We start from the raw sequence: 25,845 nt of genomic DNA on the forward strand, positions 1-25,845 counted from the left end.
GCAAAATGAAGTGATGAAGAACTATAGCCTGTTTTACTTTTTGCTGTTGTTGATGCCCCTGCCTGTGCTGGCTCAGGGAGAAGACTGCAGCACCGCCACCCCTTTGCCGAACATCAGCAGTTGGTGCTCGGAAGGCGGGGCCTACTCTAATGTCAGTTTTGAAGATTCCGGCTTTACCACCGGTTGCTTCCCGAACGGGCAGGACAATTTTGACGTTTGGTTTTCCTTTGTGGCCGAAGCCACTACTGTTAACGTAAGTGTGGCAGGCGCTACCGGGCAGAGCAACGGGGGTACGCTGGACAACCCGCAATTTGCCGTTTACAGTGGTGAATGTGGCATACTCACAGAGATTGGCTGCTTCTCGGATGCCATCGGCGTGGGCAGCGGGCAGCTATTTGCCGGGCCTTTGGAAATCGGGCAGACTTACTACATACAAGTAGGCGCCCGGAGTGGCAATCAGGGCACCTTCCAGCTTTGCGTGAACAACTACAATGATATCCCCGACCCTTCCAGCGATTGCAATACCGGCGTAATACTTTGCGATAAATCCCCCTTTACCGTTGAACAGGTCACCGGTGTGGGCAGCAACCCCAACGAAATTGGCGATGTGGCCTGCTCTACTTTTTCCTGCCCGCTCAGCGAAAGCGGCTCCGCATGGTACAAATGGACCTGCGATGAGGCCGGTTCACTTACCTTTTCCCTCACCCCACTTAATCCGGCTGACGATCTTGATTTTATTCTCTACCAACTGCCTAATGGCATTAACAACTGTGATGAAAAATTCGATCTACGTTGCATGGCTTCCGGTGAGGTGGTGGGTGCAGCTTTTGATATTTGGGAGCCCTGTACTGGTGCGACCGGCCTGGCAGATGGAGAAGAGGATACGAGCGAAAACTGTGGCTGTGACCCGGGAGATGACAATTTTGTCGCCCCAATTGAAATGGAGGCAGGAGTCAGCTACGCGCTTGTCGTCAATAATTTTAGCCAGTCCGGCAATGGTTTCACTGTGGAGTTTGGCGGTACAGGCACCTTCCTGGGCCCGGAGGCAGAATTCAGGACCGAGCCTGAGCTCGACACCCTCTGCCTGGAAAACAGCATCACGTTTGTAGACGAGTCCAGCTTCATCGGCGGCCTTTCAGGCTGGGAGTGGACCTTCGGCGAAGATGCCAGCCCGGCAACGGCTACCGGGCAGGGGCCGCACGAGGTTACTTATAGCAGCCCGGGGCTGAAGAGTGTCCTGCTACGGGTGCTGACCAGTGATGGTTGTATCGTATCGCATGTGGAAACGATCTACGTGCAGTGCTGCGAAAGCAATTTCACCATCGATGATGCCATCGCCGATGTCCCCTGCCCGGACGACAGCACAGGCACCATCAGCCTTACGATAACCGGAGGAGTGCCGCCTTATATTTTCAACTGGAGTAACGGAGCAGACACGCCAAACCTCAACAACCTGGCGCCCGGTGACTACACCGTGACGATTACCGACGACTACACCTGCGATTCTGTGCTGACCTACACCGTGGGCAGCCCCCCTCCGCTGGATGTAGACACCCTTATCACCATGCCCACCTGTAATGGCGGCACCGATGGCGGCATTGAACTGCAACTGACCGGCGGCACTCCCCCCTACGAATACAGCTGGGAAGGACAGCCTTTCGGCAATGACAATACATTAACCGATCTGCCTGTAGGCGACTATGAGGTGGTCATCCGTGATGCCAATGGCTGCCTGACCGGGCTGACTATTCCCGTTAGAGAACTGGAGCTCATGCTTGACCCCGCACAGCCCGGAATTATCAACCCGTCCTGTACGGGCTTTTCTGATGGGGCCATTACCATCAATATTGCAAATGGGCTGCCACCTTATCAATATGACTTTAACAACGGCAATGGTTACGTGGCCAACAACAGCATTAGTGGGCTTAGTGCAGGCATTTACACCGTAAATGTCCTGGATGCCAATCTTTGCGAAGGCAACTTCACGATTACCCTGGAAGATCCGCCCCTCCTGATTGCCGGCTTGGAGGTGCAGGGCATCAGCTGTTTTGGAGAAGCAGATGCCCTAATCACGGCAACCCCGGAAGGCGGCACCGGAGCTTACAGTATACAATGGAGTACGGGTTCGGCGGAAGCGACCATCAGAGGGCTGGGAGAAGGCACCTACAGCTATACCGTTACTGATGCCAATGGATGTGTGGCTTCTGCTGATACCACAATCACACAACCTCCGTTGCTTGAGCTTGCCATACTGGACATTCAAGACGTACTTTGCTTTGGTGACACTTCGGGCATCGTCGCCCTGGAAGGCGCCGGCGGTGTGCCACCTTACGAATTCAGTGCTGACGGGCAGGTCTTTCAGATTGGCCCTGTTTTCGAAAACTTAGCTGCAGGTGACTATACCTTTGTGGTGATGGATGCTAACGGATGTATGGCTACAGCGGATGCAACGGTTACGCAGCCCCCGGAATTACTTGTGGATGCAGGAGCGGACATTCGTTTTGAACTGGGTTACAGTGGACAGATTGATGCGAGTGTGTCGAACCCAAGCGTCACCTACAGCTGGATGCCACCCGACTCTTTGTCCTGTATAGATTGCCAGGACCCCACTGCCAACCCGGTCAATACGACCCTGTACACGCTTACTGTCACCGACGAAAACGGCTGTATGGCGGTTGATTCCGTCACTGTGCGGGTCATTAAAAACCGGCCGGTCTATGTTCCTAATGCCTTTTCGCCGAATACGGATGGGAGGAATGACAATTTCACGGTTTATGCAGGTCCTGGCGTACGGCAGATTCAGGAGCTAAAGATATTCAACCGCTGGGGCGGAATGGTCTTCGACGGGCGCAGCTTCCCGCCTAATGTACCGCGCTTCGGCTGGGACGGCACGTTCAAGGGCGAGCCTGCTCAGATCGGGGTGTATGCCTACTACGCCGCAGTCGAATTTATTGACGGGGTCGTTGTGCTGCTGGAAGGGGACCTACAGGTTGTCCGATAACGACAGGCGTTCATACCCGGCTATATAGCCATAAACCAGAAAGGGTTTCAAATGCACAAAGCAATTGAAACCTTTTCTCAGGTAATTAAGGTAGGTATAGAAACGGCTCTGAAAAGTGCCGCGAACGAAGAAAAGAATGGCTATTGGCAGGCCAGGCTATTTGACCTGTACCTATTCTGCTTCTCTTTGCTTGTCCATCTTGTAGCGAGCCTTGAGTACCTCATGCCGGCGCTCAACGGAAGGCTTAGTGAACTGCTTGCGCTTACGCAATTCCTTAATTACGCCAACATTACGGTGCTTACGCTTGTAACGCTTGAGCGCACGATCAATAGACTCTCCTTCTTTTACGTTGATGATGATCATGTACGAACTATAGACTTGAGGGCGAGAATAACCTGCCCCGTTGGTTAAAAAATAATCAGATCAATACAATGATTTACAGACGGCAATGCCACGTCCGCAAATTTGCCCGGCAAAGGTAATAATAAAATTAAAACAAGGCAAGGAAAATGAACAGCCCACTTCTTGAAAAAGAAGCGGGCCGTCATTTTAAGGTTAAAGGGGAACCTATATGTGGAAACTCAGACATTTGCTTCCAGCCCCATTAGTGGGTTTATCTGGCAGGCTTAAAAAAAACGCATGCCATTAACTGGAAGAAATCACAACAGAGGAATTCACCCCTGAAGGGCGCGAGTTCATAGTGTTCAAAAAGATACCCACCTATGTAGAGCAGGTATCGTAAATGATAAATGCACAAAAATCTTTATATCGGTTGAGGGGGGGATAAAATTCGATGCGAGCCAACCATCAAATCATTTTAGGAAAAAAGACGGTAGAGTTTGTTAATGCAATATTTGTTGAATAATTTTCATGCAGTATAGGCATGCTCAGCGAAAAAGTCAATTCTAAACTACAACTCTAACGATACATACCCTCTACAACACCTTATAATAAACTAATAACCAGATATTTAAACCCAAACCCCTACTAAACCCCTTGGAGATGAAAATCCAGTATTCCCCGACATTATTTATGCTGTTGTTCATGTATTTATCTGTTAGCCTCGGGGCCCGTACAGATTGTAAGCAGTGGATGGAGCAGGAACAGATCTCAGAAAAACCCCCAAAAGTCCTCATCACGAAGATGTACGAACTGATGCGGGTAGAAGATGACCACTACCACTGCCTTATAGATTATTTCAAGGCTCATCATCTCACGACACCTGAATACAAGCAGCTTTTTTACAACTTCATGGGGCAGTACCTCAGCCTGAAAGGGCAATACGACTCTGCCAAAGCGAGTATCCTGTTAGCGATAGAGCAGGACAGCCTGCTGACCGATAACCCGGAAGCCCTGCCGGCCGACCTGGCCACCCTTGGCAATATTGAGATCTATCAGCGTAATTTCCGGGGCGCACTCGAATACCTTGAACAAGCCCTGGATGCAGTAGACTGGAACGGCCGGCCTTTCGTTATTGCCGGTATTTTTTCCGCTATGGGCTACTGCTACGTTGAGCTGGAGATGCCGGGTAATGCCATGGCGCACTTTTCACATTCGCTTGAATACGCCTTAAAGGATACCACTCCCAACTCAAGAGGAAGAAGGTTGATGACACGGCATAATATAGCAGTAGTACACAATATCAGAGACCAATACCAAAGAGCGCTGGATATCCTGGAGCCTCTACTCGATTCTCTGGAAACGATAGACTTCCCCTACCTAGAACGGCTGGTGCACAGTACCATCGGTTATTCTTATCTGCAGTCTGGACAGCTGGACCTGGCAGAACAGCACCTGAAAACCATACTGAATGACAACCTGAATTTTGATGCCAATCAGGAAGAACTCTATTACTATCTGCTGGAGCTCTATGCACAAGAAAATGCGCATAAAAAAATGGGCCCTATCCTCGAGAGCATAACTTCGCATTACCAGGAACTCGACATACCTCCTCCCTATGACCATTATTACTGGACGGGCCGGTATAAACACCTCTCTGGCGAGCCCATTGAGCCTGTTGCCGACACCTACAAAAAAGGGCTCAGTCGTATTCCAGCTGATTCCTTCCCTTCTAACCGTGCCCTTTTTTATGAAGCTTTAGCGGAGCTGTACAGCGATTATGGTCAGTGGGAAGAAGCCTACGGGTACCAAGATCTTCTGCTGAAGGCCCGGGATGAGGAGCATATGCAGGGGCAGGCCCGCACAGCAGAGGATATAGCGGTAGCTTATGAAGTTAAAGAGTACCGAACGCGCGCAGAAGATGCCAGTAACCGGGAAAAACTATCTCTTGTGCGGGCAGAACTGGCGGAACGGAAAAACCGCTACACTTCCTGGGCGGCAGCCTTTAGCGCACTCACTTTATTGCTACTGGGCTTTAGCTATTGGCAGTTCCGGCAACGCTCTAAATTACAGCGGGAGGCTATACAAGAACGCAACAAACGCCTGGCTCAGGAACAAAAACAGACGCTGCAACAATTGGAGTACCAGAAAACAGCAGTACTCGACAAGACCCTCTGGGCAGCTGGCCTCAAGCCTAAAGTCAGTGAAGCTATCGCGAAATACCATAAACGGCCGGATTACCTGGAGCGCAAAATCCATCAGATTTTCATGGAAGAAGACATCCTGCCACAGTTTGAAAAGGAATTCCAGCTGTTTTATCCGGATTTCTCCAGGTCGCTGGTCCGGATAATCCCTAACCTGACCGACAAACAACTCCGGTATGCGATGTTGATCGCCCTGGGACTGAGCAACAAAGAAATTGCAGAAATTCTATCGGTAAGTGTCAAAGCCGTGGAAATGGCCAGATACCGGCTGAGGTCGGCATTTAAAATCGAACAGGAAGAATCACTCGAGGCTTTGCTGCGCAATCATTTGCTCGACACCCAACAGCTAGTGCTGGAGAAGGTATAAAAGGCCTTTATGCAGGAATCAGGAAAAGAATAAGCAGCTGAAAGTACATCAGCTGCCTATTCTTGAGCTTGTCTGAAAATTCACTCGCGCCTACTTCGTTGCTGCGATAGTTTAACCCACAGATTTTGAGGATCGCGAGGCGTTTCCAGAACAGGTTTGGAGCTCATTACTATTGCAAATCGATGCTTTATGAACCCCGTAGAAATGCGGGGCAAGCTTTGACTTCCTCACTAAAGTCCCAATACGCTCTTAGCCCGCTAAACTCAAATTTAGTGACTTTGCCAAAACCATAGATCCTTGATTTTCACGACGAAACCGCTCCAAACAAGCTCTAAAGCCCCTGAGCTTCAGGGCATCTCCACTTTGTTGCTGGCTATCTGGCCAGAATGTAGCGTACGCCAATATTGCCGTATCCTCCGCCAAAGCCTCTTGAGTAACCATTAAAGGCGAACGTCGGCACCCAGTCAATACTTAGGCTAATCGGAGTGTCCTGAAAGGCATAATCTAATCCCAGGTACCCTTGTACTCCGATAGCAGTGGAAGAATAGTCATCATCAAAAACAAACGCATCGTCGTAGTTCCAGAAAAAAACAGTTGCTCCAGCACCATAGTACCAGTACAGTCCCTCCAGCCCTTCAATTTCCAGTGGATTATGGATCTGATAAGCGGCACTGACGTTGACCCATCGGCCATAGCCCCAGCCACGGGTACCAACATAAGCCTCCAGCGCGTGCCCACTGTCATTGAGGAAGTACTTAAGGGAAGCGGAGAGCGGGTAGCCCAACCGGGCGCCCACTGCGGTACGATACTCTTGTGCAGAGGCAGAATCCGTGACCAGCATGATGCTGAACAGCAAGGGGAGAAGAAAAATCAGTCTTTTCATAATAAAAAGTTTATGGTTAATTAGGATTAAACTTTTTATCCGATTCACTTAGAGCGTGTTGGGGTTTTGGTCTTCTAGTCGAAAACTAAAGTCCCGGTACGCTCTTAATAACACCAGACTATCTCACTGGTTATTGCTCCAAATATAGCCCTTTCAACGGACTATCAGCAAAGCAAGTGTTTTTTCTTTATCTCCCCGCAAACCGAATCAACTGCTCAATCTCATACAAATGGGGAATGCTCTCCAGGAAGTTGGCATCTTTACAGGAAAACTCCAGATGGATAACCGTCTGCCCATCTGCTGACAGGCAGTAAAGGTGCTTCCTGAAAAAATCATAATACTGCACCCGCTCCCGCTCTGTGAAAGTCCGTGCGGCACGGCCACCGAGCTGGGTATCAGTAGTGGGTTGTTCAATATTCTTAACCACCCAATCCTCCAGGGACTGCCCGTTGGCGGGAAGGAATTCATACACTACGCGGGATTGCCCGTAATCGCCTTGCTTGTAGAGTTTCTGAATGCTCTCCTCCAGCTTCCACTTCTTCGGAAAGGTCAAAATGAGCCCCTGCTCCACCGTATCCACCTGGTAATCCGTCTCAATCCCGGCGGGCGTAGGCAGTACCGGCGGGTGCTCCTGCCCCCGGGCGTCGAGGTACCCGAAGCGGTCATCGGATACGAACTGCGCCACAGCGTTGTTTTCCGTCAACGCATAGCATAGCTCATCGGTAGTGGTATAATCCCCGCATCCTTTCAGCATCCGGTACCGGAGCGGCGCCAGCACTTCTCCTGAGGTACGGATAAGCCCAAAACGCCCACGCTCCTGCCCTACCAGTACGCCCGGTGCCAACGCCCGCAAATGCCCGTAGTTGAGCGGCACCTGCAGCTGCCCTTTGCGGTTGATAAAGCCCCAGTAATTGTCCGGGGTTTGTACCAGATAGCCTTCCAGCCCAACAGGAGTGAGCCCGGCATAGCGGCCCGGGGGGACCACCCATTGCCCCCGGGCATCAATGACACCGGTTTGCCCGTTTTCCACAGCTACCGCCTGATTGCCGAAAAAGGGGTGGATGAGGTCAAACTGTGGTGATATAAGCATGGCCGCGCGGTCATCAATCAGCCCCATTTCACCGCCTGCAAAAGCCCAGTAGTTGCTGTCATCGCGGGGGATAAGCCGCTCGTAGGCTGCGAAAGGTACGAGGGTGTCTCCCGACAGGTGCAGAATACCCTGCGCGCCACTGTATTGGGCCAGCAAAAGGCTGTCGCCTAAATATTCCAGCTTTTCAAAGTAGATGGGGAGTAGCTCCCGGCCGTCCGTTTGCACGAGGCCAAAACGTTCTTCCAGCTCTACTACCGCTAACCGGGGGTGTACCGGCTCAATACCGTCGTATGCTGCGGGCAGAACAACCCGTCCGTCACTTGCCCGGAGCCCGGTACGGCCTTTTTCGGTAAAAGCTTCCAGGTGCGCGGCTTTTGCCCCTTCACGCCAGCGCTGCAACTTGCGGGGTTCAGGTTGTAAAGCATTCAGCCAGACCCAATCTTCAAGGTGGCCAGCCGGCGTTACAACCTGCCAGCCCCAGGTGTTTTTTTCTTTGACTTCATAAACCAAAGCGTCCCGCTGATCGCCCCGCTGAATCTGTAGTTTGTCTCCTTGCTGCCGCCAGGTGCCGGGTAAGGGTTTCGCACTTTGCCCATCCCAATAACGGGCATGTCCATTTTCCGCCAGCAGCCAGCAGGCCGCACCACCCTGCACCGCCATCCAGCCGGAGGCTTGGCCCTTAGTCTGCACTATCCGCCGTTCTACCATTTTTGGCTGACCGGACAACTGATTGTGCTCCAACCGGTGATCCCATTTCCCATTGCCATCCCAACTGTATTGGTAGGTGCGCCAGACGAACAGCGCTCCATCCTGCAGCCCGGCCTCAGCAATCGGCCAGCCTTCCGTATTGAGCAGGTAAGCAAACTGCCGTTTCCCGTCCGGACTGATCAGGCTAAGGCGACGGCGCTCAGGTGTAGCTGACAGGCCGGGCGTCAAAGCCAGCAGGCTGTCCATCGCTGCCGTTGAGGAAGGGCTGAGATAAAACGCTGTTGTGTCGCAGATCAACCCCTTAGTGCCCGGCACTTTGTTCCAAAATTGCCCCCCATTGAGAATGGCCGAATGCAGGGTATCGGCTAAAAAGTTCAGTGCCCACTTTTGCCTGCTTCCATAGGGACCACCCCCTGCGACATAAAGCCCCCCGGCTTCCTCACCCGGATAAACTGAAGTCACACTTTCCAGTTGTCTTGCTGAAAATGCCCATGCCCCGGTTTGGGCCCCAACAATATAAGCCGGGTGGTAAGCCTGTTGCCCGGGACCGTCCCCGGCAAACAGCCACTGTGGGTCAGCCTGTCCAGTCATTTGTACGATGGCGAAGCTTTGAAGGCATAACCAAAGTCCGGCTGCGCGAAGTAAAAGATTCATTCGTGTAAGCATTTCAATTTACCAAAAGAGCGCTGCCGCAGTGCCGTCCGCCATAAAGCGGTGAGTACCGGGCAGCCAGTACCTGCCATTTTTTTCCTTCATTTGACCGGCAGCCTGATAAGGGACCACCTCCCGCATGAAGTGTGCTGCGTATTTAACTCCAAAGCGGCTCCGGATAGTGCCCAGGTCCACCCCCCAAATGGTCCGAAGGCCGGTCATCACGTATTCGTTGTATTGATCAGCGATGCTCAACTCCTCCTTTTCGAATAGCCCCGTACCGGCTGCCTGGCTCAGATCAGGGGCTGACATGGCTTTGAGGTATTTTGCGTTATTGGCCACATTCCACTGCCGGCTATGCCCGTTGAAGCTATGGGCGGAGGGGCCAATGCCGAGGTAGGGCTCCCCTTTCCAGTAACTGCTATTGTGCACAGCGTAGCGCCCGGGCAAAGCAAAATTGGAGACCTCGTACTGCTCGTACCCTGCGGCGCTTGTCATTTCTACCAGCATCTCAAAGTGTCGGGCAGCGGCAGCTTCCTCCACCGGGGGGACTTTGCCTTTTCTGACAAAATAGTCGAGAGCCGTCTGCGGCTCTACGGTCAGTGCGTAGGCGGAAAAATGGGGCACTTTGGCCTCCAAAACCGTTTGCAGGTTGACCGCCCAGTGCGCATCGGGCATGGTGGGCGCTCCATAGATGAGGTCAACGGTAAGATCACGGAAGCCGGCGGCGCGGGCGCGTTCCACACACTGACGGGCTTCGGCTGCATTGTGTGCCCGGTTGAAAAAGGTTAGGTCTTCTTCGAAAAAAGACTGAATGCCAATGCTCAGCCGGTTGACAGGCGACGCGCGCAGGGCTTGCAGTTTTTCCGGTGTGAGGTCATCGGGATTGGCCTCAAGGGTGATTTCCGCATCCGGTGCGAGCTCGAAGTGCCGGGCAACGGCATCGAAAAACGCCGCCAGTTCCTCCGCTTCCAGCAGGCTGGGAGTTCCTCCTCCGAAGTATAGGCTTTGCAAAGGCTCCTGTGGCAGGTAGCCCGCGCGCCAGTGCAGCTCCTTCAGCATGGCTTCCACTACCTGCGACTTGTACTTCAGGGAGGTGGAGAAGTGGAAATTGCAGTAGTGGCAGGCTTGCTTGCAAAATGGAATATGAAAATAAATACCTGGCATGTACCGTAGTTTAAGCCTCTAAAAACGATTCCAGGGCTTCCAATAGTGCCTTCGGTGCCTCGGCATGCACCCAATGCCCGGCCTTGTCGATGGTCTTGAGCTGGTAATTGGGAAAGTGGGCTTCCAGGTCAGGCAGGTCGCTGTCCTGAATATAATCGGAACGCCCGCCGCGCACAAACAGCGTGGGGCCTTCAAAGGGCGGGTGCTGCCCGGGCAAAGCATCCAGGATATCAGCATAGTGGTTCCACAGGGCATCCAGGTTCATTTTCCAGCGGTAGTCACCGGCCTTGCTGCGGGTCAGGTTTTTTAACAAAAACTGCCGGATGCCAAGGCTTTTGATCTGCGCTTTTAGCATATCCTCGGCTTCTCCCCGGCTGTCAATTGCCGACAGGTCCAGGCTTTGCAGGCCTTTGAAAATATCCTCATGCCCACCGGCGTAGGCTTTGGGGGCAATATCCACCACAATCAGTTTATCCACCATGTCCGGGTAGATACGGGCAAAGGCCATTGCGGTTTTGCCGCCCATAGAATGCCCCAGGATGTGGGCTTTGAAGATCCAGTGCGACTCCATAAAGTGATGCAGGTCTTCGGCCATTGCGGTGTAGGTATGCGCCTCATCGTGGGGCGATCGCCCGTGGTTGCGCTGATCTACCAGGTAAACGGTGTAGTGCTCCGCCAGCTTTTTGCCAAGGGCCTGCCAGTTGTCAAGAGTGCCAAACAGCCCGTGCAGTATGATGAGGGGATCGCCTTGTCCGAAGGTTTTATAGTTGAGTTCGAGCATGGGTGAGTTTTCGTTATGATAAGGTAGCACAAACAATCAGAAAATGTGCCGCTGCAAAAATTAGCATTTTTAAGCAAACCAACTCACATAACGAAAACAGAAGCACATGGTTTATTCCGTTTGACCAGAAGTCTACTCTTACCGCACCAAATGCACTTCTCCCGACCCGGTCTGCCGGAATGTCGCCAAGCCATCCCGAAAAGTAATCGAAAGAAAATAAGTGTATACACCAGCTACACAAGGCGCTCCTCTACAAACCCCATCCCAGCTATTGCTGATATCATTACTGACAAATACCTGGTTCCCCCAGCGGTCAAAAATTTCCAAATGGAAGGATTGCACCTGGCATTGCCCCTGCACCAGAAAACGGTCATTCACCCCATCCCCATTGGGTGAAAAAGCATTAGGTATATAGTAGCAGGAGCCTTGCTCAATCTGACTACAATCTAAACCGTTGTACACGGCACTATCCAAAACGCCACAGTACGGGTGCATGGCATAAATACGGCTTTCTCCTAATGTATCCAACGTAAGCGTGTCAGCAACCGGCTGCTGCCCGAGATAGTATTCAACCTCTTCTGCGGCGGGCAAAACAATTGATAACCTATCCCCTGCACAATAGTCTGTTGATACCAAAGCGCTGTCATCAAACCGGCTGACCACGCCTGAGCAATCTTGTACCTCTATCTTAAAGGTGCCTATCTGCCCGCATTCATCCAGAAAAACAACAGCTTCATACAAGCCTGGTTCTTCAAAGACCCGTAAGCCACCTGAAGCCGGACCTCCCTCCAATTCATACGACCGATAGGCAGTGGTATCAAAAAAGTACGATTGCCCGGCTAGCAGTATCGTATCTGCCGGGACTAACGATGCCACCCGATAAAGGCTTACATCATCAATAAAGTGGAAATCCGTATACCCGATGACCGTATCGAGATAAACGGTGGCTTCGTCCGGAGCAAAATTGCCCAGCACCAGCATATCTTCGTCTCCATCTGCCTCAAAACAGCCGCCAATTTTCACCCACTGCCCCGTGGGGATGAACGCCGTATTGCTCAGGTCAGGCTCTGCCGGTAGCACATCGCCATCAAAGACAAGACCGGCACTGTTGGTCAGAAGAAGCTGATAATTTTGTGTAATGACCTGAAAAGGCAAGGTGTAAATCCAAAAAGCCCCGTAATAGCGCTCTGGGCGCAGGGGCTCTTCAAGCGGGTAGGCTAAATACTCCCGCGTAACATTAGGGGGCGTAGGGTCACTGTCGAACCATACACAGGAAGATAGGCCGGTACCGCTGTGTGCCTCAGGAGTAATTGTAGGGTTCTGACCGTAATAATTACAATTCATATAGTTTGGCGTGCCAAAAAAAGTCACCCAATCCGTGGCATAGCCCTCGAAGTGCCCTTCGTCAGTAGGGCACTGTTCAAACGATTCAAAGTCGCCATTAGGAATCAGGTTCTGCCCGGGGAGCAGCCCCGGGCAGAACGCAGATACCAGAAAAAGATATAGTATTTTAGTGCTTGACAAATCGCAATGGTTTGATTTGGGGGTGGTCTCTATTGGGCTACCGGTAGCTTTCCGGCGGATGAGGGCATCGAGACGTTTTAATTGTTCCAGTTGTTCGATGAGTTGCATGAGAGGCGTGTTTGACTAGAAATCCTAATAAAAATCACGAACAATGTACCTCTCTAAATAAAAATGATGTTAAAACCATAGCGCCTTTTTAGCCGTACCCCCGACATAATCTGCATTAACACAAAGCTTCAAGGCACGAAAGCCAACACCGAAGCCGGCGTCCGCCCATCCTCCCAGTCTCCCTCCGTGCGGTAGGGGTGGAAACGGCAGAACAACTCTTCTTTGTACCAGCCCAGTTCCCGGGTACGGCGTACCACTTCTTTGTGGTATTTACTTCGGTAAGCGTAAGCGGTCATCAGTTCGCTGTTTTGCCAGAGGCTGAAGGTCGCCTGCTGTACGAGCGGCAGCTCTCCAATACCCACAGAAAACAACAGCCCTTCCTTATCTTCGATGGACCGGCTCACGGGCGGCACAAACCGCCAGAAGCGCCAAAGGTGGTGTGGGTAAATCGTAGCCCGGGTGATGACTGCTACCGGGCGCGCCGGATCATAGTCTGTGGTGATAGGGAAAGGCACCTCTCCTTCCCAAACTCCGTGCACTTTAGCGGCTTCCATATAAACGGTCCACCAACCGGCGCAGCGCTCCCGGGATTCTGCGAACAGCGCGTGCTTTTGGAAAAAGCGTTCTGCCGCACCTTCGTTGTCCCAAACGCTGAGCAGACCGTAGACCCCGAAATTGGGCCAGATGCTAAAGCCGTTGCCCGCTCCGCTGCCCAGCATTTTGTGGAAACGGAGCCCGTCCACCTGATCCAGCACTTCGCCGGCCAGCCCCATTTGCTTGAAGCCCCACCAGCGGTTGGCCCAGGACTGGTAGCGAAAAAAAGTAACCGTCGTAACAGATTGGAATGTCGCCATAATCAAATACTATTGACCTGTGTAACACTTATGCCGGGGGCAATTGTTGCGCCCGCGTTAAAAAATGCGCTACGCGTTAAATCGAGGTTAAACAACGGGCGGCGAATGCACCCAAATAGCCAAGTGTTGCGTTATGCCTTTGTGTTCCGTACATTCGTCAAAAAATCAAAAACAACGAAAATATGAACCAGTTATCATTTAGGAAGGCGCTCCTGACCCTCGCGATCGTCGCGGCAGGCACCTTCACTACCTTTGCGCAGCGCATCGCTTATGTCAATGTCAATACTATTCTGGAAAGCATTGACGAATACCAGGCGGCACAGCGCGACCTTGATAAGACCGCACAGCAGTGGCGGCAGGAAATCGCCCAGGAATACGATAAAATCAAGGGCATGTACAACCGTTACCAAGCCGAGCAAGTCCTTCTAAGCGAAGATGAGCGACAGCGCCGCGAGGAAGAAATCATGGAGAAGGAGCAGGAAGTACGCGACCTGCAAAAGTCCCGCTTTGGCCCGGAAGGCGATTTATTCAAGCTGCGGCAGGACTTGGTGCGCCCCATTCAGGAGCGCGTATATGCTGCAATCGAAGAATATGCACAGGAACGGGGATACGATTTCGTCTTTGACAAATCCAGCGGTGCCGGCATGATCTTTTCCAACCCGTCTTACGACAAAACGGAAGACGTCATGAAGAAGCTGAAGTAATAAGGCGCAGGATTTCAGGCAAAAAAGCGCGAAATTCTTATTTTTGCACCCGCAAAAACAACGATCAACTTTTTGATCCAATACAAATTCAAACCGCATACGAATGAAAAGTTTGTTGAAAATCACTTGTCTTATAGTACTTTTTGCAGCGGCCGCCGGTACGCTACAGGCCCAGAAGTTTGGCTATGTTAATTCTGCTGCTATCCTGGCTGAAATGCCGGACGTGAAGCAAGCGGATGCCAACCTTGAAGCCCTGCAAAAGCAGTTGCAGAAAAAAGGGCAGAGTATGCTTGAGCAGTTGCAGCAAGACTATACTGCACTTCAAAAGAAAGTACAGGGCGGCGACTTGTCTCCTAAGCAACAGGAAGAAGAAGCTCAAAAGCTACAGGCGCGCGAGCAGGAAATTGCGAAGTTTGAGCAAGACATGCGCAAACAGGTTTCCGATAAGCGTGACGAGCTACTTGGACCGATCTACGAAAAGGTCAATCAGGCGATTGAAGACGTTGCTAAAGAAAACAACTATCAGTTTATCTTTGACCAGAACGTACTGCTGTACTCAGAAGAATCTCAAAATGTGAATGAGCTGGTGAAAGCAAAGCTGGCCAATTAAGCGCTTGCCGGCAATGCCAAGCCAAGCTATCGGTATATTTGATTCTGGCATAGGCGGCCTGTCGGTCGCCCGTGCCATTATCGAATTACTGCCTTCCGAATCCCTGCTTTACTTCGGCGATACGGCACGTGTCCCCTATGGCACCAAGTCTGCCGAAACCATCCGTCAATACAGCCTGGATATTTCCCGCTTCCTGATTGAGTCTGGCTGCAAAGCGATTGTCGTAGCCTGCAATACCGCCTCCGCTGCGGCGCTTGGCACTTTGCGGGAGACTTGGCCGGATACGCCCATCGTAGGTATGGAGCCGGCGGTTAAACCCGGTGCCAATGCCACCCGGACCGGCGTCGTCGGCGTTTTAGCAACAGCTGGCACTTTCCAAAGCCAACGCTATTCCACCCTCATGCAACGGTACGCGAGTGATGTCACTCTCCTTGAAAATCCGTGTATCGGCCTGGTCGAACAAATTGAGGCGGGAGAACTCGATACAGCCACCACCCGCCGCCTCTTAGAAGATATTCTGCAACCGATGCTCCAACAACAGGCTGATACCTTTGTACTGGGCTGTACCCACTACCCTTTCGTTGCTCCATTGATACAGGAAATTATCGGGTCCGGGCGTACCCTCATCAATCCTGCTCCGGCGGTAGCCCGGCAGCTCAGCCGCGTACTTCAGGTACACCACCTGCTTGCCCCACCGGAGGCCATCCCCAACCACCAACTGTTCTTTTCAGGAGACTACTCCGGCACCGAAGCATTGGCAAAATATATGCTTGGCGGAGCATTCCCCATCGCTCCTCTTACCCTATAAAAAAAGCCGGCAACGACATGCGTTACCGGCTTCCCTATTAATACCTTAATAAATCAAAACGTTTATTCAACAATAAATCGGCGGATTGCGACCTGCTGCCCTTCAACAATTAAGCGAAGGAAGTAAGCGCCCGCTGGCATCTGCTGTACATCAATCTGTTCTGTTGTCGTACCAGACGATAATTCTACTGGCAAAATACGTATTGTCTGACCATTGCTGTTGTTCACCATCAACTGCCCGCGGAAGGCTTGCTGACTGCTCATCTCTACGGTCAGGTTGCTCCGCGTAACGGTTGGGAAGGCGTTCATGCCCAGACCGGCAGCATCCACATTCAAGGTGGAGGTAATCATACCACGGGTCAACTCAACTGTAGCAAAGCCTCCGGGTGTTGCCACGCTGCCATCCGATGCTACTGCACGGTGGTAGAGGGTGACGGTTTGATTGATGGCGATGCCGGCATCTGCCAGTAACTGATCCACCACACCAAAGGTGGTTTCGAAGGTTTGTTCAGTACCAACGTTCTGTTGCACCAGTACTGCCGTAAAGTCTTCCTCCGCGGCCAACTGCCAGATGTATGCCAGGTCGTCACGATCACTTGCAACCGACCAGGTTGGCGCAAATGGCGTTTCCGGGTCTCCTTCAATCGTAATCGCGGCACCATCCATCGGGGCAGTAATCTCCGCTTCATTGGATGGGAAACGATTGATTTCGGTGAGCACCTGCCCACGCAGTTCTCCGGCAGGCTGATCAGTGGTGTGGATGTTGACATAATAGTTGCCAGCCCGCACAGCTTCTGCCTGCTCAGCCGTCAGGGCATACGCATTGTCGGCAGCCGTAAAGGTGCCGCTCGTCTGACCGGCATCAATTGTGGCCATGAGCGCCAGGTCTACAGCACCGTTCATGCCAGGCCCACCGAGGTGCAAGTGAGCACCGCCACCGATATTTTCATCAAATGCACTTGATAAGCCTGAGAATGCACCCGTGACCACTAAGCGGTCACCTGTTAGTTCGGCTTTGATGCCACCTACTGCTTCAGATTCGACCGGCTGTACTTCGTTGAAGCCGCTCAGGCTGCTGGTAAAGTAGGTCGTGGAAAGTGGCAGCAGTTGCCCGCGCACTTCACCTGATGCAAAATCCATAGAGTGCACATTGACATAATACTGCCGCATGCGCAGCGTATCTACCCAACCTGCGCTGGCCATGATGGTGTTTTCAACGGCCTCGAAGATACCGTTGGTACCGTTGGCGTCAGCCAGTACTCCCAATACATTCTGGACACCTCCGTTCTGACCCGCATAGCCGAGGTGGATGTGCGCACCACCCGCGATATCGGTATTCAGCATACTGGACAGAGCATTGAAGCTACCCGTAGCGATCACGCGCCCGGGGTTTACTTCCAGTGCAAGTGCACCTGTAGCTTCTGTATTTACAGCTGGCACTTCACTGGCACCACTTAGTGGGGCGTAGAAGTAGGTCCGGGCTTCCGGCAGGATCTGTGCCCGAAGTTCGCCCGATTCAATCTCCGTACTGTGGATATTCACATACAGTCCACGGTCTTTCATCAATTCAATCTGATCGGCTTCCAGCTGATAGGTGTTCGCCATGGCGGCAAAAGTACCTCCGAGGTTGTCACCATCAAGGTCGAGCGCCAGTGGGATCACCACCCCGCCCGTCTGACCGGCGTATCCGGTGTGAATGTGTGCCCCACCAGCAATATCGGTAGCCACCGGGCTGCTTAGTCCGGCAAAGGTACCGGCCAGCGTCATGCGGTTGCCCGAAAGTTCAGCTTGTACAGCGCCCAGTGCTTCCGTAGCGGCTTCAGGCACTTCAAAGATACCCGACAGGTACCCTGTAAAGACGGCCTGACTCTCCAACATCAATTGTCCGCGGATTTCACCGGAAGGCTGATCTACAGCGTGAATGTTAACATAGAGGCCACGGTTCATCATCGCTTCCAGTTGCGCTGCATCAATAGTAAAGGTATTATCAGCAGGCAGGAAACGACCGGCGTTGCCTCCCTCATCTGTTACATTGAGCGGGAAGATGACTCCGCCATTCTCGCCAGGCAGGCCAATATGGATATGAGCACCACCGGCAATATCGGTATTCAATGCACTTTCCAGGTCAGAGAAGGTACCGGATACCACGATGGTCGAATCGTTCATAAGCTCAGCAACCACTGCGCCTCCTGCCATGCTTGTTACCGCCGGTGCCTCATTTGCACCAGACAAGTGGGCACGGAATACAGCACGTGGTGTGCCTGCCAACTGCCCGCGCAGTTCACCACCGGGATAGCCCGTGGTATGGATATTGGCGTACATTGACCGTGTACTCAATAGTTCGCGCTGATCTTCCGTCAACATGAACGTATTGTCTTCCGCACGGAAAACGCCATTTCGCAGGCCAGCATCCACATCGGCATTCAGACCGATCTCAATGCCGCCGTTTTCACCCGCTTGTCCAATGTGCAAGTGGGCACCGCCGGCGATTTCGGCATCAAAGTCACTTTCCAGCCCGGAGAAGGCACCACTGACCGTCAGTTCGCCATTAGCGACTTCCAGTACCAGTGCGCCCTGACCAGAGGTCACCGCGGAAGGCACTTCATTGCTGCCGAGCAGCGACATGGTATAGATTTCTTCGGATACCGGCGTAAGCTGCCCGCGCAGTTCTCCGCCGTTGAAGTTATCAGAGTGGATATTGATGTACACTTGGCGACCACGCAGCAGAGCTACTTCCTCATCTGACAACATGAACACATTGTCTTCTGAAAGGAAAGCACCGCTCAGCGAGTCACTGCTTATTTCAATATTCAGAGGATAAAGGACAGGTCCATTTTCGCCGGCAAAGCCAGCGTGCAAATGGGCACCACCCACGATTTCTTCAGCAATTTTGCTGCTCAGGCCTTCAAAACCACCCGATACTGTCAGCTCATTGCCCGACAAAGATGCCGATACAAATCCAGTCGCGGTAGTTAGGATGGGTAGAGCTTCATTGTGCCCCGAAAGCGTTGCCTCAAAGAGGTCTTCCATCACTTCCCCACGTGTGATGTTGACGGAAGAAACTGCACCTGCAGTAGCGACCGCGCCATCAGTAGCAACTGCCCGGTGATAAACGGTCACTTCAGTACCTACATCTACACCGAGGCTGGCCAATAAGCCGTCGACAGTCTCAAAATCGGTAACAAATGCCGTAGCATTGCCCACATTTTGCTGAAAGACAATATCCTCGAAGTCGGCATCGGTTGCCAGCTGCCATACGTAGGCTAATTGGCTGTCATCTGTAGCTGCACTCCAGGTAGCGGAGAAGTCAGTAGTCGCACCACCTTCCAGCAGGAAATCCAGTCCGTCCGGTGGGAAGTTGATCACAGGAGCTGCTATCGGGAAGAAATTGGTCTCATCGAGTATCTGACCACGCAGTTCACCGCCAGGATAGGCTGTAGTGTGCAGGTTGGCGTAATAGTTGCCGGTTGTCAGCGCAATGATTTGCTCTTCTGTCAGGGTAAATGTGTTGTTGGCGGCCTCAAAAGTACCAGACAGGTTATCGGCAGCTGCAGAGGGGTTGATAAAAATATCGACGCCCCCGTTTTCACCAGGGAAGCCCAGGTGCAAGTGCGCACCACCGCCTATACTCTCGTCAAATTCACCGGTAAGTCCACTAAAGGCACCTGTAACAGTCAGTTGATCACTATTCAGTTCTAACTTCAAGGCGCCCGTTGCGGCGCTTACAGCTACCGGCACTTCATTGAAGGCATCAAGGGAGGTCGTAAAATAAGCGGTTGCGTAGGGCAACGTTTGGCCACGCACCTCACCACTAGCAAAATCTTCAGTATGCACATTGACATACAAGGCACGATTGCGGAGGCTCTCCCGCAGCGCCTCTGTAGAAGGCACAGTATTATCGGCTGCCGGAAAGCTGCCACTTAAACCACCACCATCAACGGTGGTAGAGAGGTTCGTCACAATACCGCTATTGGCGCCAGCCAGCGCTCCATGCAGATGCGCGCCACCCGCTACAGATGGATCAAACGGGCTGGATAAACCCGCAAAGGCACCTACGCTAACTACATTATCAGAACGGACTTCCATCAGCACCTGCCCGGTTGCAGTGGTATTGACGGCAGGTACTTCACTGGTACCCGACAAGGTTGCGTTCATGTAGTAGCGAGCTTCGCCCATCAGCTGCCCGCGCAGTTCGCCACTTCCATTATTGAGGGTGTGGATATTGACATAGTAGGCACGGTTCATAACCGCCATGACCTGTTCATTGGTCAATTCAAAGGTATTCGCATCGGGGTCAAAAGTCCCTTCGGTTAGGTCACCACTAAGGTCAATCGCCAGCGGGAACTCCACCTGCCCATTTTGCCCCGGCAAGCCGACGTGCAAGTGCGCACCGCCCACAATATCTACGTTTACGGCGCTGCTCAGCCCACTAAAAGAACCGGACACGGTGAGCATATTTCCACGCAGCTCTGCTTTGACTGCACCGAAGGCGCGGGTAGTCACAGGGGGCGCCTCAAAGCCACCACCGAGTACTGCGGTAAGGTACAAGGGCGCTTCCGGTAGCAACTGCCCGCGGATTTCCCCCCCCTGCTGATTGGCAGAGTGGATATTGACATAAAAACCCCGGTCGTATATTGCCTCAAGGTCATCAGTAGTCAGTGCAAATTGATTATCTGCAACCGGAAAGACACCTCCGTTGCTCTCATTATTTAAATCACTGCTCAGCGCAAAAGCGACTCCGCCATTTGCCCCAGCCAAGCCGGTGTGGATGTGCGCACCACCAACTATTTCCGTGGCAACTTCACTTTCCAGCCCGGCAAAACTACCGTAAGCAAACAAGGTATCTTCGATAACCTCGCCCTGCACTACGCCTGTGGCATAGCTGGTCACAGCAGGCTGCTCGTTGCTGCCCGACAAATGGGCACGGAAAACCGTAGAAGCAGCAGCCGAAGCGACCTGCCCTCTCAGTTCGCCCCCACCGTAGACAGTTGTATGAATATTGGCGTAGTAAAGCCGGTTCTCCAGGGCTTCTACCTGGCTTTGTTCGAGGGAGAAAGTGTTGTCTTCTGCTGTAAAAATGCCGCCTTTCAAACCGGCATCCGTAGTTGCATTGAGTAAAATATCGACGTCTCCGTTTTGCCCCGGCAGGGCAAGATGTAAATGCGCGCCACCAAGAACGGAGGCATCAAAATCACCTTCCAGATCAGCAAAAGCGCCGGTTACCGTCAGTTGATTGCCGACCAGGTCTAAAGCTAAAGCGCCATGCCCGGGTGAATTGACAGAAGGCACCTCGTTGCTGCCCATCAGGTTGATGTGATAGTTATCGCCTTCGGGCAACAACTGCCCCCGGATCTCACCGCCGGGAAAGCGGGTGGTATGAATGTTTACGTACATCCTGCGCTCCATTAGAGCGTCTACCTCTTCGGGTGACAGGGTGAAGGTATTCGTGCCAGCCTCGAAGGTGCCACTCTTCAGCAAGATGCCTACTATGGGGTTGAGGTTGAAGGTGATCCCTCCATTTTCTCCGGCATAGCCGGTATGAATATGAGCGCCCCCCGCGATAGTAGCATCGAAGTTGCCTTCCAGTCCGGTGAATGCACCGGATACCTGAAGTTCATTGCCATCCAAAACGGCAGTCACCTCACCGAAGGCGGGGCTTACGATCGGTGCCGCTTCGTTTCGCCCGCTGAGTTGGGCCGTAAAGGTCATTTGTGCACTGCCAACGTTAGGCAGGCAACAAAGCACCATAAATAATATTAAGTAATCTTTGATTTTCATAAATTAATTTAACTTTAATTAACGTTTTTGTAATTAATGGTCTGCAAAGAGAATAGAAGGGTAGGCTTTCAAGCGTACCGAAAGCACCTTACCATCAAAGTCATGCAGACTTAGAGCTTGCTAGGATTTTAACCTTGAACTGCTCTTGCCAAATTCCGGGCTGCTCTTTTTCCTTATTTGGAGCTTGTTGTTTTGATGCAAGGCAGCTCTAAGAGCGTGTTGAGACTTTAATGAAGGATTCAAAAAGCGGGATTAAGGCTAAATCCCGGTTTTTGTGCCTTGCCCAACCAAAAATTGTTAGTTTTCGACTAGAAGACAAAAGGCCCAACATGCTCTAAAATAAATGCCTTCCAGATTGATGTACGGAGTTATGACCGCGTACGGATTAAAGATGATCCATCTTTTTTTACTATCTTTCGACAAGGGCTGACCTCATAATGGATTACAATCGTTAAAGTTGTCAGTACAAAGTCAAGTGCCGTTCATATACCAAGCTCATTTGCAGGAGACAAATTTGTTTTGCGCTGCAACGAAAAAGGCTCCGTAATGTTCAAAACCAGAACGCACCAATTAATAATGTCTATTTGACGCACTATGCCAACAACAAAACCCAGGACTGCACTGGAAACGGAAATCATTGAGTTGCTTTCCGGCAAAAACCAAAGGGGGATCACACTACTGTATGAGCACTACTCGCCGGCACTGTACAACATCATACTCCGTATTGTACAATCGGAGGAGATTGCCGAAGAGACCCTTCAAGATAGTTTTCTGAAGATATGGGATAATTTTTCGAAGTATGACCCCGAAAAGGGCCGGCTCTTTACCTGGATGGTGCGCATTTGCCGCAATTTGGCCATTGACAAGATACGTTCCAGTCAATTTAAGAAAGGAAATCGAACTGAATCCATCCCGGACTCCGTATATAACAGTGATTCACTCAGCGAAGAGCTGAACACCTCCGACCCGGGCTTACGCAAAGTCATTAGCAAAATGGATGATAAGACCCGGGTTCTTATCGAACTCCTATACTTTAAAGACTATACCCAACGGGAAGTGAGCGATGCGCTTGACATTCCTCTTGGCACAGTCAAATCAAGGTCGAGAAAAGCCATTCAGGTACTCCGGCAGGTCCTGGGTAACGAAGGCTTCCTATCGGCTATTTTCATCACTATGTTCGAAACGATAAAGAGATATTTTGGATCCTAAAACATACATAGCGTCTGGCATTTTAGAGCAATATGTGCTCGGCAAGCTCTCTTCGGAACAAATGGAGGAGGTAGAGCAAAATGCAACGCAATACCCGGAAATCAAGGAAGAAATTGAAGCCATTGAGCTGGCACTGGAGGAGTATGCGCTACTGCACGGCCAAACTCCACCTCCCGGCGTCTTATCGACGATCCTGCAAACGGTCGACGAAAGAGGGGCGCAGGCTCAGCTAAAAGGCAAAAGCAGTAGTCGTACCCTGCTCGTCATCACTTGGGTACTCTTCTTCGCGGCGGCACTCGGTTGGCTATACGCCTACCAACAAAACCGGACGTGGGAAGACAAGGTTGCTGCTTTGTCCACTGAGCTCAATACCATAGAAACAGCTTGCGACAACATACAGGAAGAAAGGGACCGGCTCCAACAAGAACTGGAGTTCCTGCGCAACCCGGATACCCGCAATACCCGTATGAATGGTACCGATCTTTCACCGGAAGCAATAGCCTCGGTCTTTTACAATCCAGCTTCCGAAGCGTCCTTACTCGATGTGGGCAGCCTACCGGTACCGCCCTCAGACCAGCAATACCAGCTTTGGGCAATTGTGGATGGAGCACCGGTCAGCATGGGGGTTTTTGAGGTCAATACCGACACCTCAGGGCTGCAGCCTGTAGCCTATGTGGAAAATGCGCAGGCCTACGCGGTCACTCTAGAGCCTCGCGGAGGTAGCGAAACGCCTACCCTGGAGCAGATGTATGTGATTGGGGAAATATAGGCGCTCATGAATGAAGAAGGGGAATAAATCCATCATTGGACTTATTCCCCTTCAGTTTATGGCAAACATAGTATTAACTCAAAAGGCTAATACAATAGTCATTCTTTGCAACTCACTAGCTCAGTCCGGTGACGAGCAGTGATACTTCATTATTTAGCACTTCCACGAAGCCCCCTTTGATGGCATACTTGATCTTTCTGCCGGCTTCGCTTGCATTTTCAAGTGCACCCGATTCTTCATTAAAGAAACGGTATTCTCCACGATCAGTCGTAATGACGATATAGCCCGCTTCCAGTGAAGAAACGATAGGCGCGTGGTTTTTCAACACCTGAAATTCACCATTGGTACCCGGTACCTTCACGGAGGTAATCGCTCCGGTGAAAATTTTCCGGTCTGGAGTCAGTACCGTAATATTCATAATGACTTAGTTTATAAAGCGGTACCGGAAGACAAGCTTCCGATACCTAATACAATCGTTTCAGGATGTGAGAGGGAGAATTAATCTTCTACCTCTGCCAACATCTTCTTACCTGCTTCGATCACTTCATCGATGTTACCTTTCAGGTTGAAGGCGGCTTCCGGGTATTCGTCTACCTCGCCATCGATAATCATGTTAAAGCCACGAATGGTTTCCTCAATAGGTACCAAAACACCTGGCAGGCCAGTAAATTGCTCTGCTACGTGGAAAGGCTGAGAGAGAAAACGCTGTACGCGGCGTGCGCGGTGTACGACTTCCTTGTCCTCGTCGGACAATTCTTCCATACCAAGGATGGCGATGATGTCCTGAAGCTCGTTGTAGCGCTGCAGGATATTCATAACCCGCTGAGCGGTATTATAGTGCGTATCACCGATGATAGCCGGGTCGAGAATACGTGAAGTGGAATCCAGTGGATCTACTGCAGGGTAGATACCCAGAGATGCAATTTTACGGCTCAGTACCGTGGTGGCATCAAGGTGGGCGAAGGTTGTTGCCGGTGCGGGGTCAGTCAAGTCATCCGCAGGCACATAAACCGCCTGTACAGAGGTGATAGAACCACGCTTGGTAGAGGTAATCCGCTCCTGCATCAGGCCCATCTCTGTAGCCAGAGTTGGCTGATAACCCACCGCTGAAGGCATACGGCCAAGCAGGGCAGAAACCTCAGAACCCGCCTGTGTAAAGCGGAAGATATTGTCGATAAAGAATAGGATATCACGCCCGCCCATTGGGTCTTTCAGGTCGCCGTCGCGGAAGTACTCTGCAACCGTAAGACCGGAAAGCGCTACACGTGCACGTGCGCCCGGGGGCTCATTCATCTGGCCGAATACGAACGTCGCTTTAGACTCTTGCAACTCTTTCATATCCACAGCGCTGAGGTCCCAGCCGCCTTTTTCCATAGACTCCATGAAGTGGTCGCCGTACTTGATAATGCCTGCTTCGAGCATCTCCCGCATCAGGTCATTCCCCTCACGGGTACGCTCACCTACACCTGCAAATACAGAGATACCTTCGTACCCCTTTGCGATGTTGTTGATCAGCTCCTGAATCAATACGGTTTTGCCTACACCCGCACCCCCGAAGAGGCCAATTTTTCCACCTTTTAGGTAGGGCTCGATCAGGTCAATCACCTTAATACCGGTGTAGAGTACTTCTTTCTCAACGGAAAGGTCCTCGTAGATCGGTGGCTTACGGTGAATAGAGGCCGTGCCTTCCTGATCAATAACCTCCCCGATACCGTCAATAGGGGTGCCCACTACGTTGAAGAGGCGGCCTTTGATACCAGGGCCGATCGGCATTGCGATGGGCTTACCGGTATCCTGTACCTCCATGCCGCGAACCAGGCCGTCTGTTGCATCCATTGCAATAGCACGAACACTATCTTCGCCGAGGTGCTGCTGAACTTCCATCACCAGGACTTCGCCGTTGGGACGGTCGATCTTCAGTGCGTTATTAATTTCCGGGAGTTTCGAACCTTCAGCGGAAAAACTTATATCCACTACCGGGCCGATAACTTGCTTCACATGACCGATGTTTGCCATATCAGTGCGTGTATTTATGTTGAAAACTAGAGTATCTTTTAAAAATCGGCACAAATTTAGGCTTTTGGGTTGATAATCAAAAGCAATTTCCTCTCCTTATCGCCCCTAAACCTTAATAAATCAGCCTATTGACTTTCGCACCCTGCGGAATACGGCAAATACTTTAAGAAATTTTGCTGCACTGCCCGTCCTTATACCGGTATTTTATTTCACTGATCTACCTTGCTCTGTACCTCTATTAGGCAAAACAGAACAAATACCAAGCTTCTCGCCAT

General features: G+C 51.6%; 17 protein-coding genes. 7 read left to right on the top strand and 10 right to left on the bottom strand.

The genetic code is table 11. The features are described 5' to 3' along the window. The first annotated feature begins 13 nt into the window (after positions 1–13). Positions 14–3,001: a T9SS type B sorting domain-containing protein gene (locus tag RIC19_RS01540; RefSeq protein WP_350176120.1), complete on the top strand. Its 2,988-nt coding sequence runs from the start codon at positions 14–16 to the stop codon at positions 2,999–3,001. 171 nt (positions 3,002–3,172) lie between these two features. Here RIC19_RS01540 and rpsU read toward each other — a convergent pair whose 3' ends face one another. Then, positions 3,173–3,364 carry a 30S ribosomal protein S21 gene (rpsU, locus tag RIC19_RS01545; RefSeq protein WP_350176122.1) on the bottom strand — a complete coding sequence of 64 codons (192 nt, stop codon included), beginning with the start codon at positions 3,362–3,364 and terminating at the stop codon, positions 3,173–3,175. A 639-nt stretch (positions 3,365–4,003) separates the two neighbouring features. On the opposite strand from rpsU, the gene RIC19_RS01550 reads away from it, so the two are divergent. Then, the gene (locus RIC19_RS01550; protein ID WP_350176124.1) at positions 4,004–5,911 is read left to right on the top strand and encodes a LuxR C-terminal-related transcriptional regulator; all 1,908 of its coding nucleotides are present in this window, start codon (positions 4,004–4,006) and stop codon (positions 5,909–5,911) included. Between the two features lie 373 nt (positions 5,912–6,284). Here RIC19_RS01550 and RIC19_RS01555 read toward each other — a convergent pair whose 3' ends face one another. From RIC19_RS01555 to RIC19_RS01580, 6 genes are all read right to left on the bottom strand, one after another. Continuing rightward, positions 6,285–6,794 (bottom strand): hypothetical protein, encoded by a 510-nt coding sequence (locus RIC19_RS01555; protein WP_350176126.1) that lies wholly within the window; start codon positions 6,792–6,794, stop codon positions 6,285–6,287. Between the two features lie 187 nt (positions 6,795–6,981). After that, positions 6,982–9,246 (bottom strand): hypothetical protein, encoded by a 2,265-nt coding sequence (locus RIC19_RS01560; RefSeq protein ID WP_350176128.1) that lies wholly within the window; start codon positions 9,244–9,246, stop codon positions 6,982–6,984. Between the two features lie 18 nt (positions 9,247–9,264). Continuing rightward, the gene (gene hemW, locus RIC19_RS01565) at positions 9,265–10,410 is read right to left on the bottom strand and encodes a radical SAM family heme chaperone HemW (RefSeq protein WP_350176130.1); all 1,146 of its coding nucleotides are present in this window, start codon (positions 10,408–10,410) and stop codon (positions 9,265–9,267) included. A gap of 10 nt (positions 10,411–10,420) precedes the next feature. Beyond that, on the bottom strand, positions 10,421–11,191 hold the full coding sequence (locus RIC19_RS01570; RefSeq protein WP_350176132.1) for an alpha/beta fold hydrolase: 771 nt from the start codon (positions 11,189–11,191) through the stop codon (positions 10,421–10,423). A gap of 138 nt (positions 11,192–11,329) precedes the next feature. Then, complete coding sequence (locus RIC19_RS01575) at positions 11,330–12,823, bottom strand: T9SS type B sorting domain-containing protein (protein ID WP_350176134.1); 1,494 nt, start codon at positions 12,821–12,823, stop codon at positions 11,330–11,332. Between the two features lie 128 nt (positions 12,824–12,951). Then, positions 12,952–13,677 (bottom strand): hypothetical protein, encoded by a 726-nt coding sequence (locus RIC19_RS01580; protein ID WP_350176136.1) that lies wholly within the window; start codon positions 13,675–13,677, stop codon positions 12,952–12,954. A gap of 182 nt (positions 13,678–13,859) precedes the next feature. Here RIC19_RS01580 and RIC19_RS01585 point away from each other — a divergent pair, with 182 nt between their 5' ends. The 3 genes from RIC19_RS01585 (at position 13,860) to murI (ending at position 15,799) form a co-directional block, all read left to right on the top strand. Next, positions 13,860–14,381, top strand: coding sequence for an OmpH/Skp family outer membrane protein (locus RIC19_RS01585; RefSeq protein ID WP_350176138.1), 522 nt, complete (start codon positions 13,860–13,862; stop codon positions 14,379–14,381). A gap of 103 nt (positions 14,382–14,484) precedes the next feature. Further along, positions 14,485–14,991 carry an OmpH/Skp family outer membrane protein gene (locus RIC19_RS01590; RefSeq protein ID WP_350176140.1) on the top strand — a complete coding sequence of 169 codons (507 nt, stop codon included), beginning with the start codon at positions 14,485–14,487 and terminating at the stop codon, positions 14,989–14,991. Positions 14,992–15,004: 13 nt separating this feature from the next. Then, positions 15,005–15,799: a glutamate racemase gene (murI, locus tag RIC19_RS01595; protein WP_350176142.1), complete on the top strand. Its 795-nt coding sequence runs from the start codon at positions 15,005–15,007 to the stop codon at positions 15,797–15,799. A 62-nt stretch (positions 15,800–15,861) separates the two neighbouring features. On the opposite strand, the gene RIC19_RS01600 is transcribed toward murI, so the two are convergent. Continuing rightward, positions 15,862–21,576: a CHRD domain-containing protein gene (locus RIC19_RS01600; protein ID WP_350176144.1), complete on the bottom strand. Its 5,715-nt coding sequence runs from the start codon at positions 21,574–21,576 to the stop codon at positions 15,862–15,864. Between the two features lie 594 nt (positions 21,577–22,170). Between RIC19_RS01600 and RIC19_RS01605 the strand changes: the two genes are divergently transcribed. Next, entirely contained in the window at positions 22,171–22,785 is a 615-nt protein-coding gene (locus RIC19_RS01605) for an RNA polymerase sigma factor (protein WP_350176146.1), read from the top strand. Beyond that, complete coding sequence (locus RIC19_RS01610) at positions 22,775–23,554, top strand: anti-sigma factor (RefSeq protein ID WP_350176148.1); 780 nt, start codon at positions 22,775–22,777, stop codon at positions 23,552–23,554. Before RIC19_RS01605 ends, RIC19_RS01610 begins: the two co-directional genes overlap by 11 nt. 115 nt (positions 23,555–23,669) lie before the next feature. Here the strand turns inward: RIC19_RS01610 and RIC19_RS01615 are convergent, their stop codons facing one another. Both RIC19_RS01615 and atpD read right to left on the bottom strand, forming a co-directional pair. Continuing rightward, positions 23,670–23,972: a F0F1 ATP synthase subunit delta/epsilon gene (locus RIC19_RS01615; RefSeq protein WP_350176150.1), complete on the bottom strand. Its 303-nt coding sequence runs from the start codon at positions 23,970–23,972 to the stop codon at positions 23,670–23,672. 80 nt (positions 23,973–24,052) lie between these two features. Next, on the bottom strand, positions 24,053–25,570 hold the full coding sequence (gene atpD, locus RIC19_RS01620) for a F0F1 ATP synthase subunit beta (protein ID WP_350176152.1): 1,518 nt from the start codon (positions 25,568–25,570) through the stop codon (positions 24,053–24,055). Between the last annotated feature and the right edge of the window lie 275 nt (positions 25,571–25,845).

It is taken from the genome of Phaeodactylibacter sp. (genome assembly GCF_040219495.1).
GTDB lineage: Bacteria > Bacteroidota > Bacteroidia > Chitinophagales > Saprospiraceae > Phaeodactylibacter.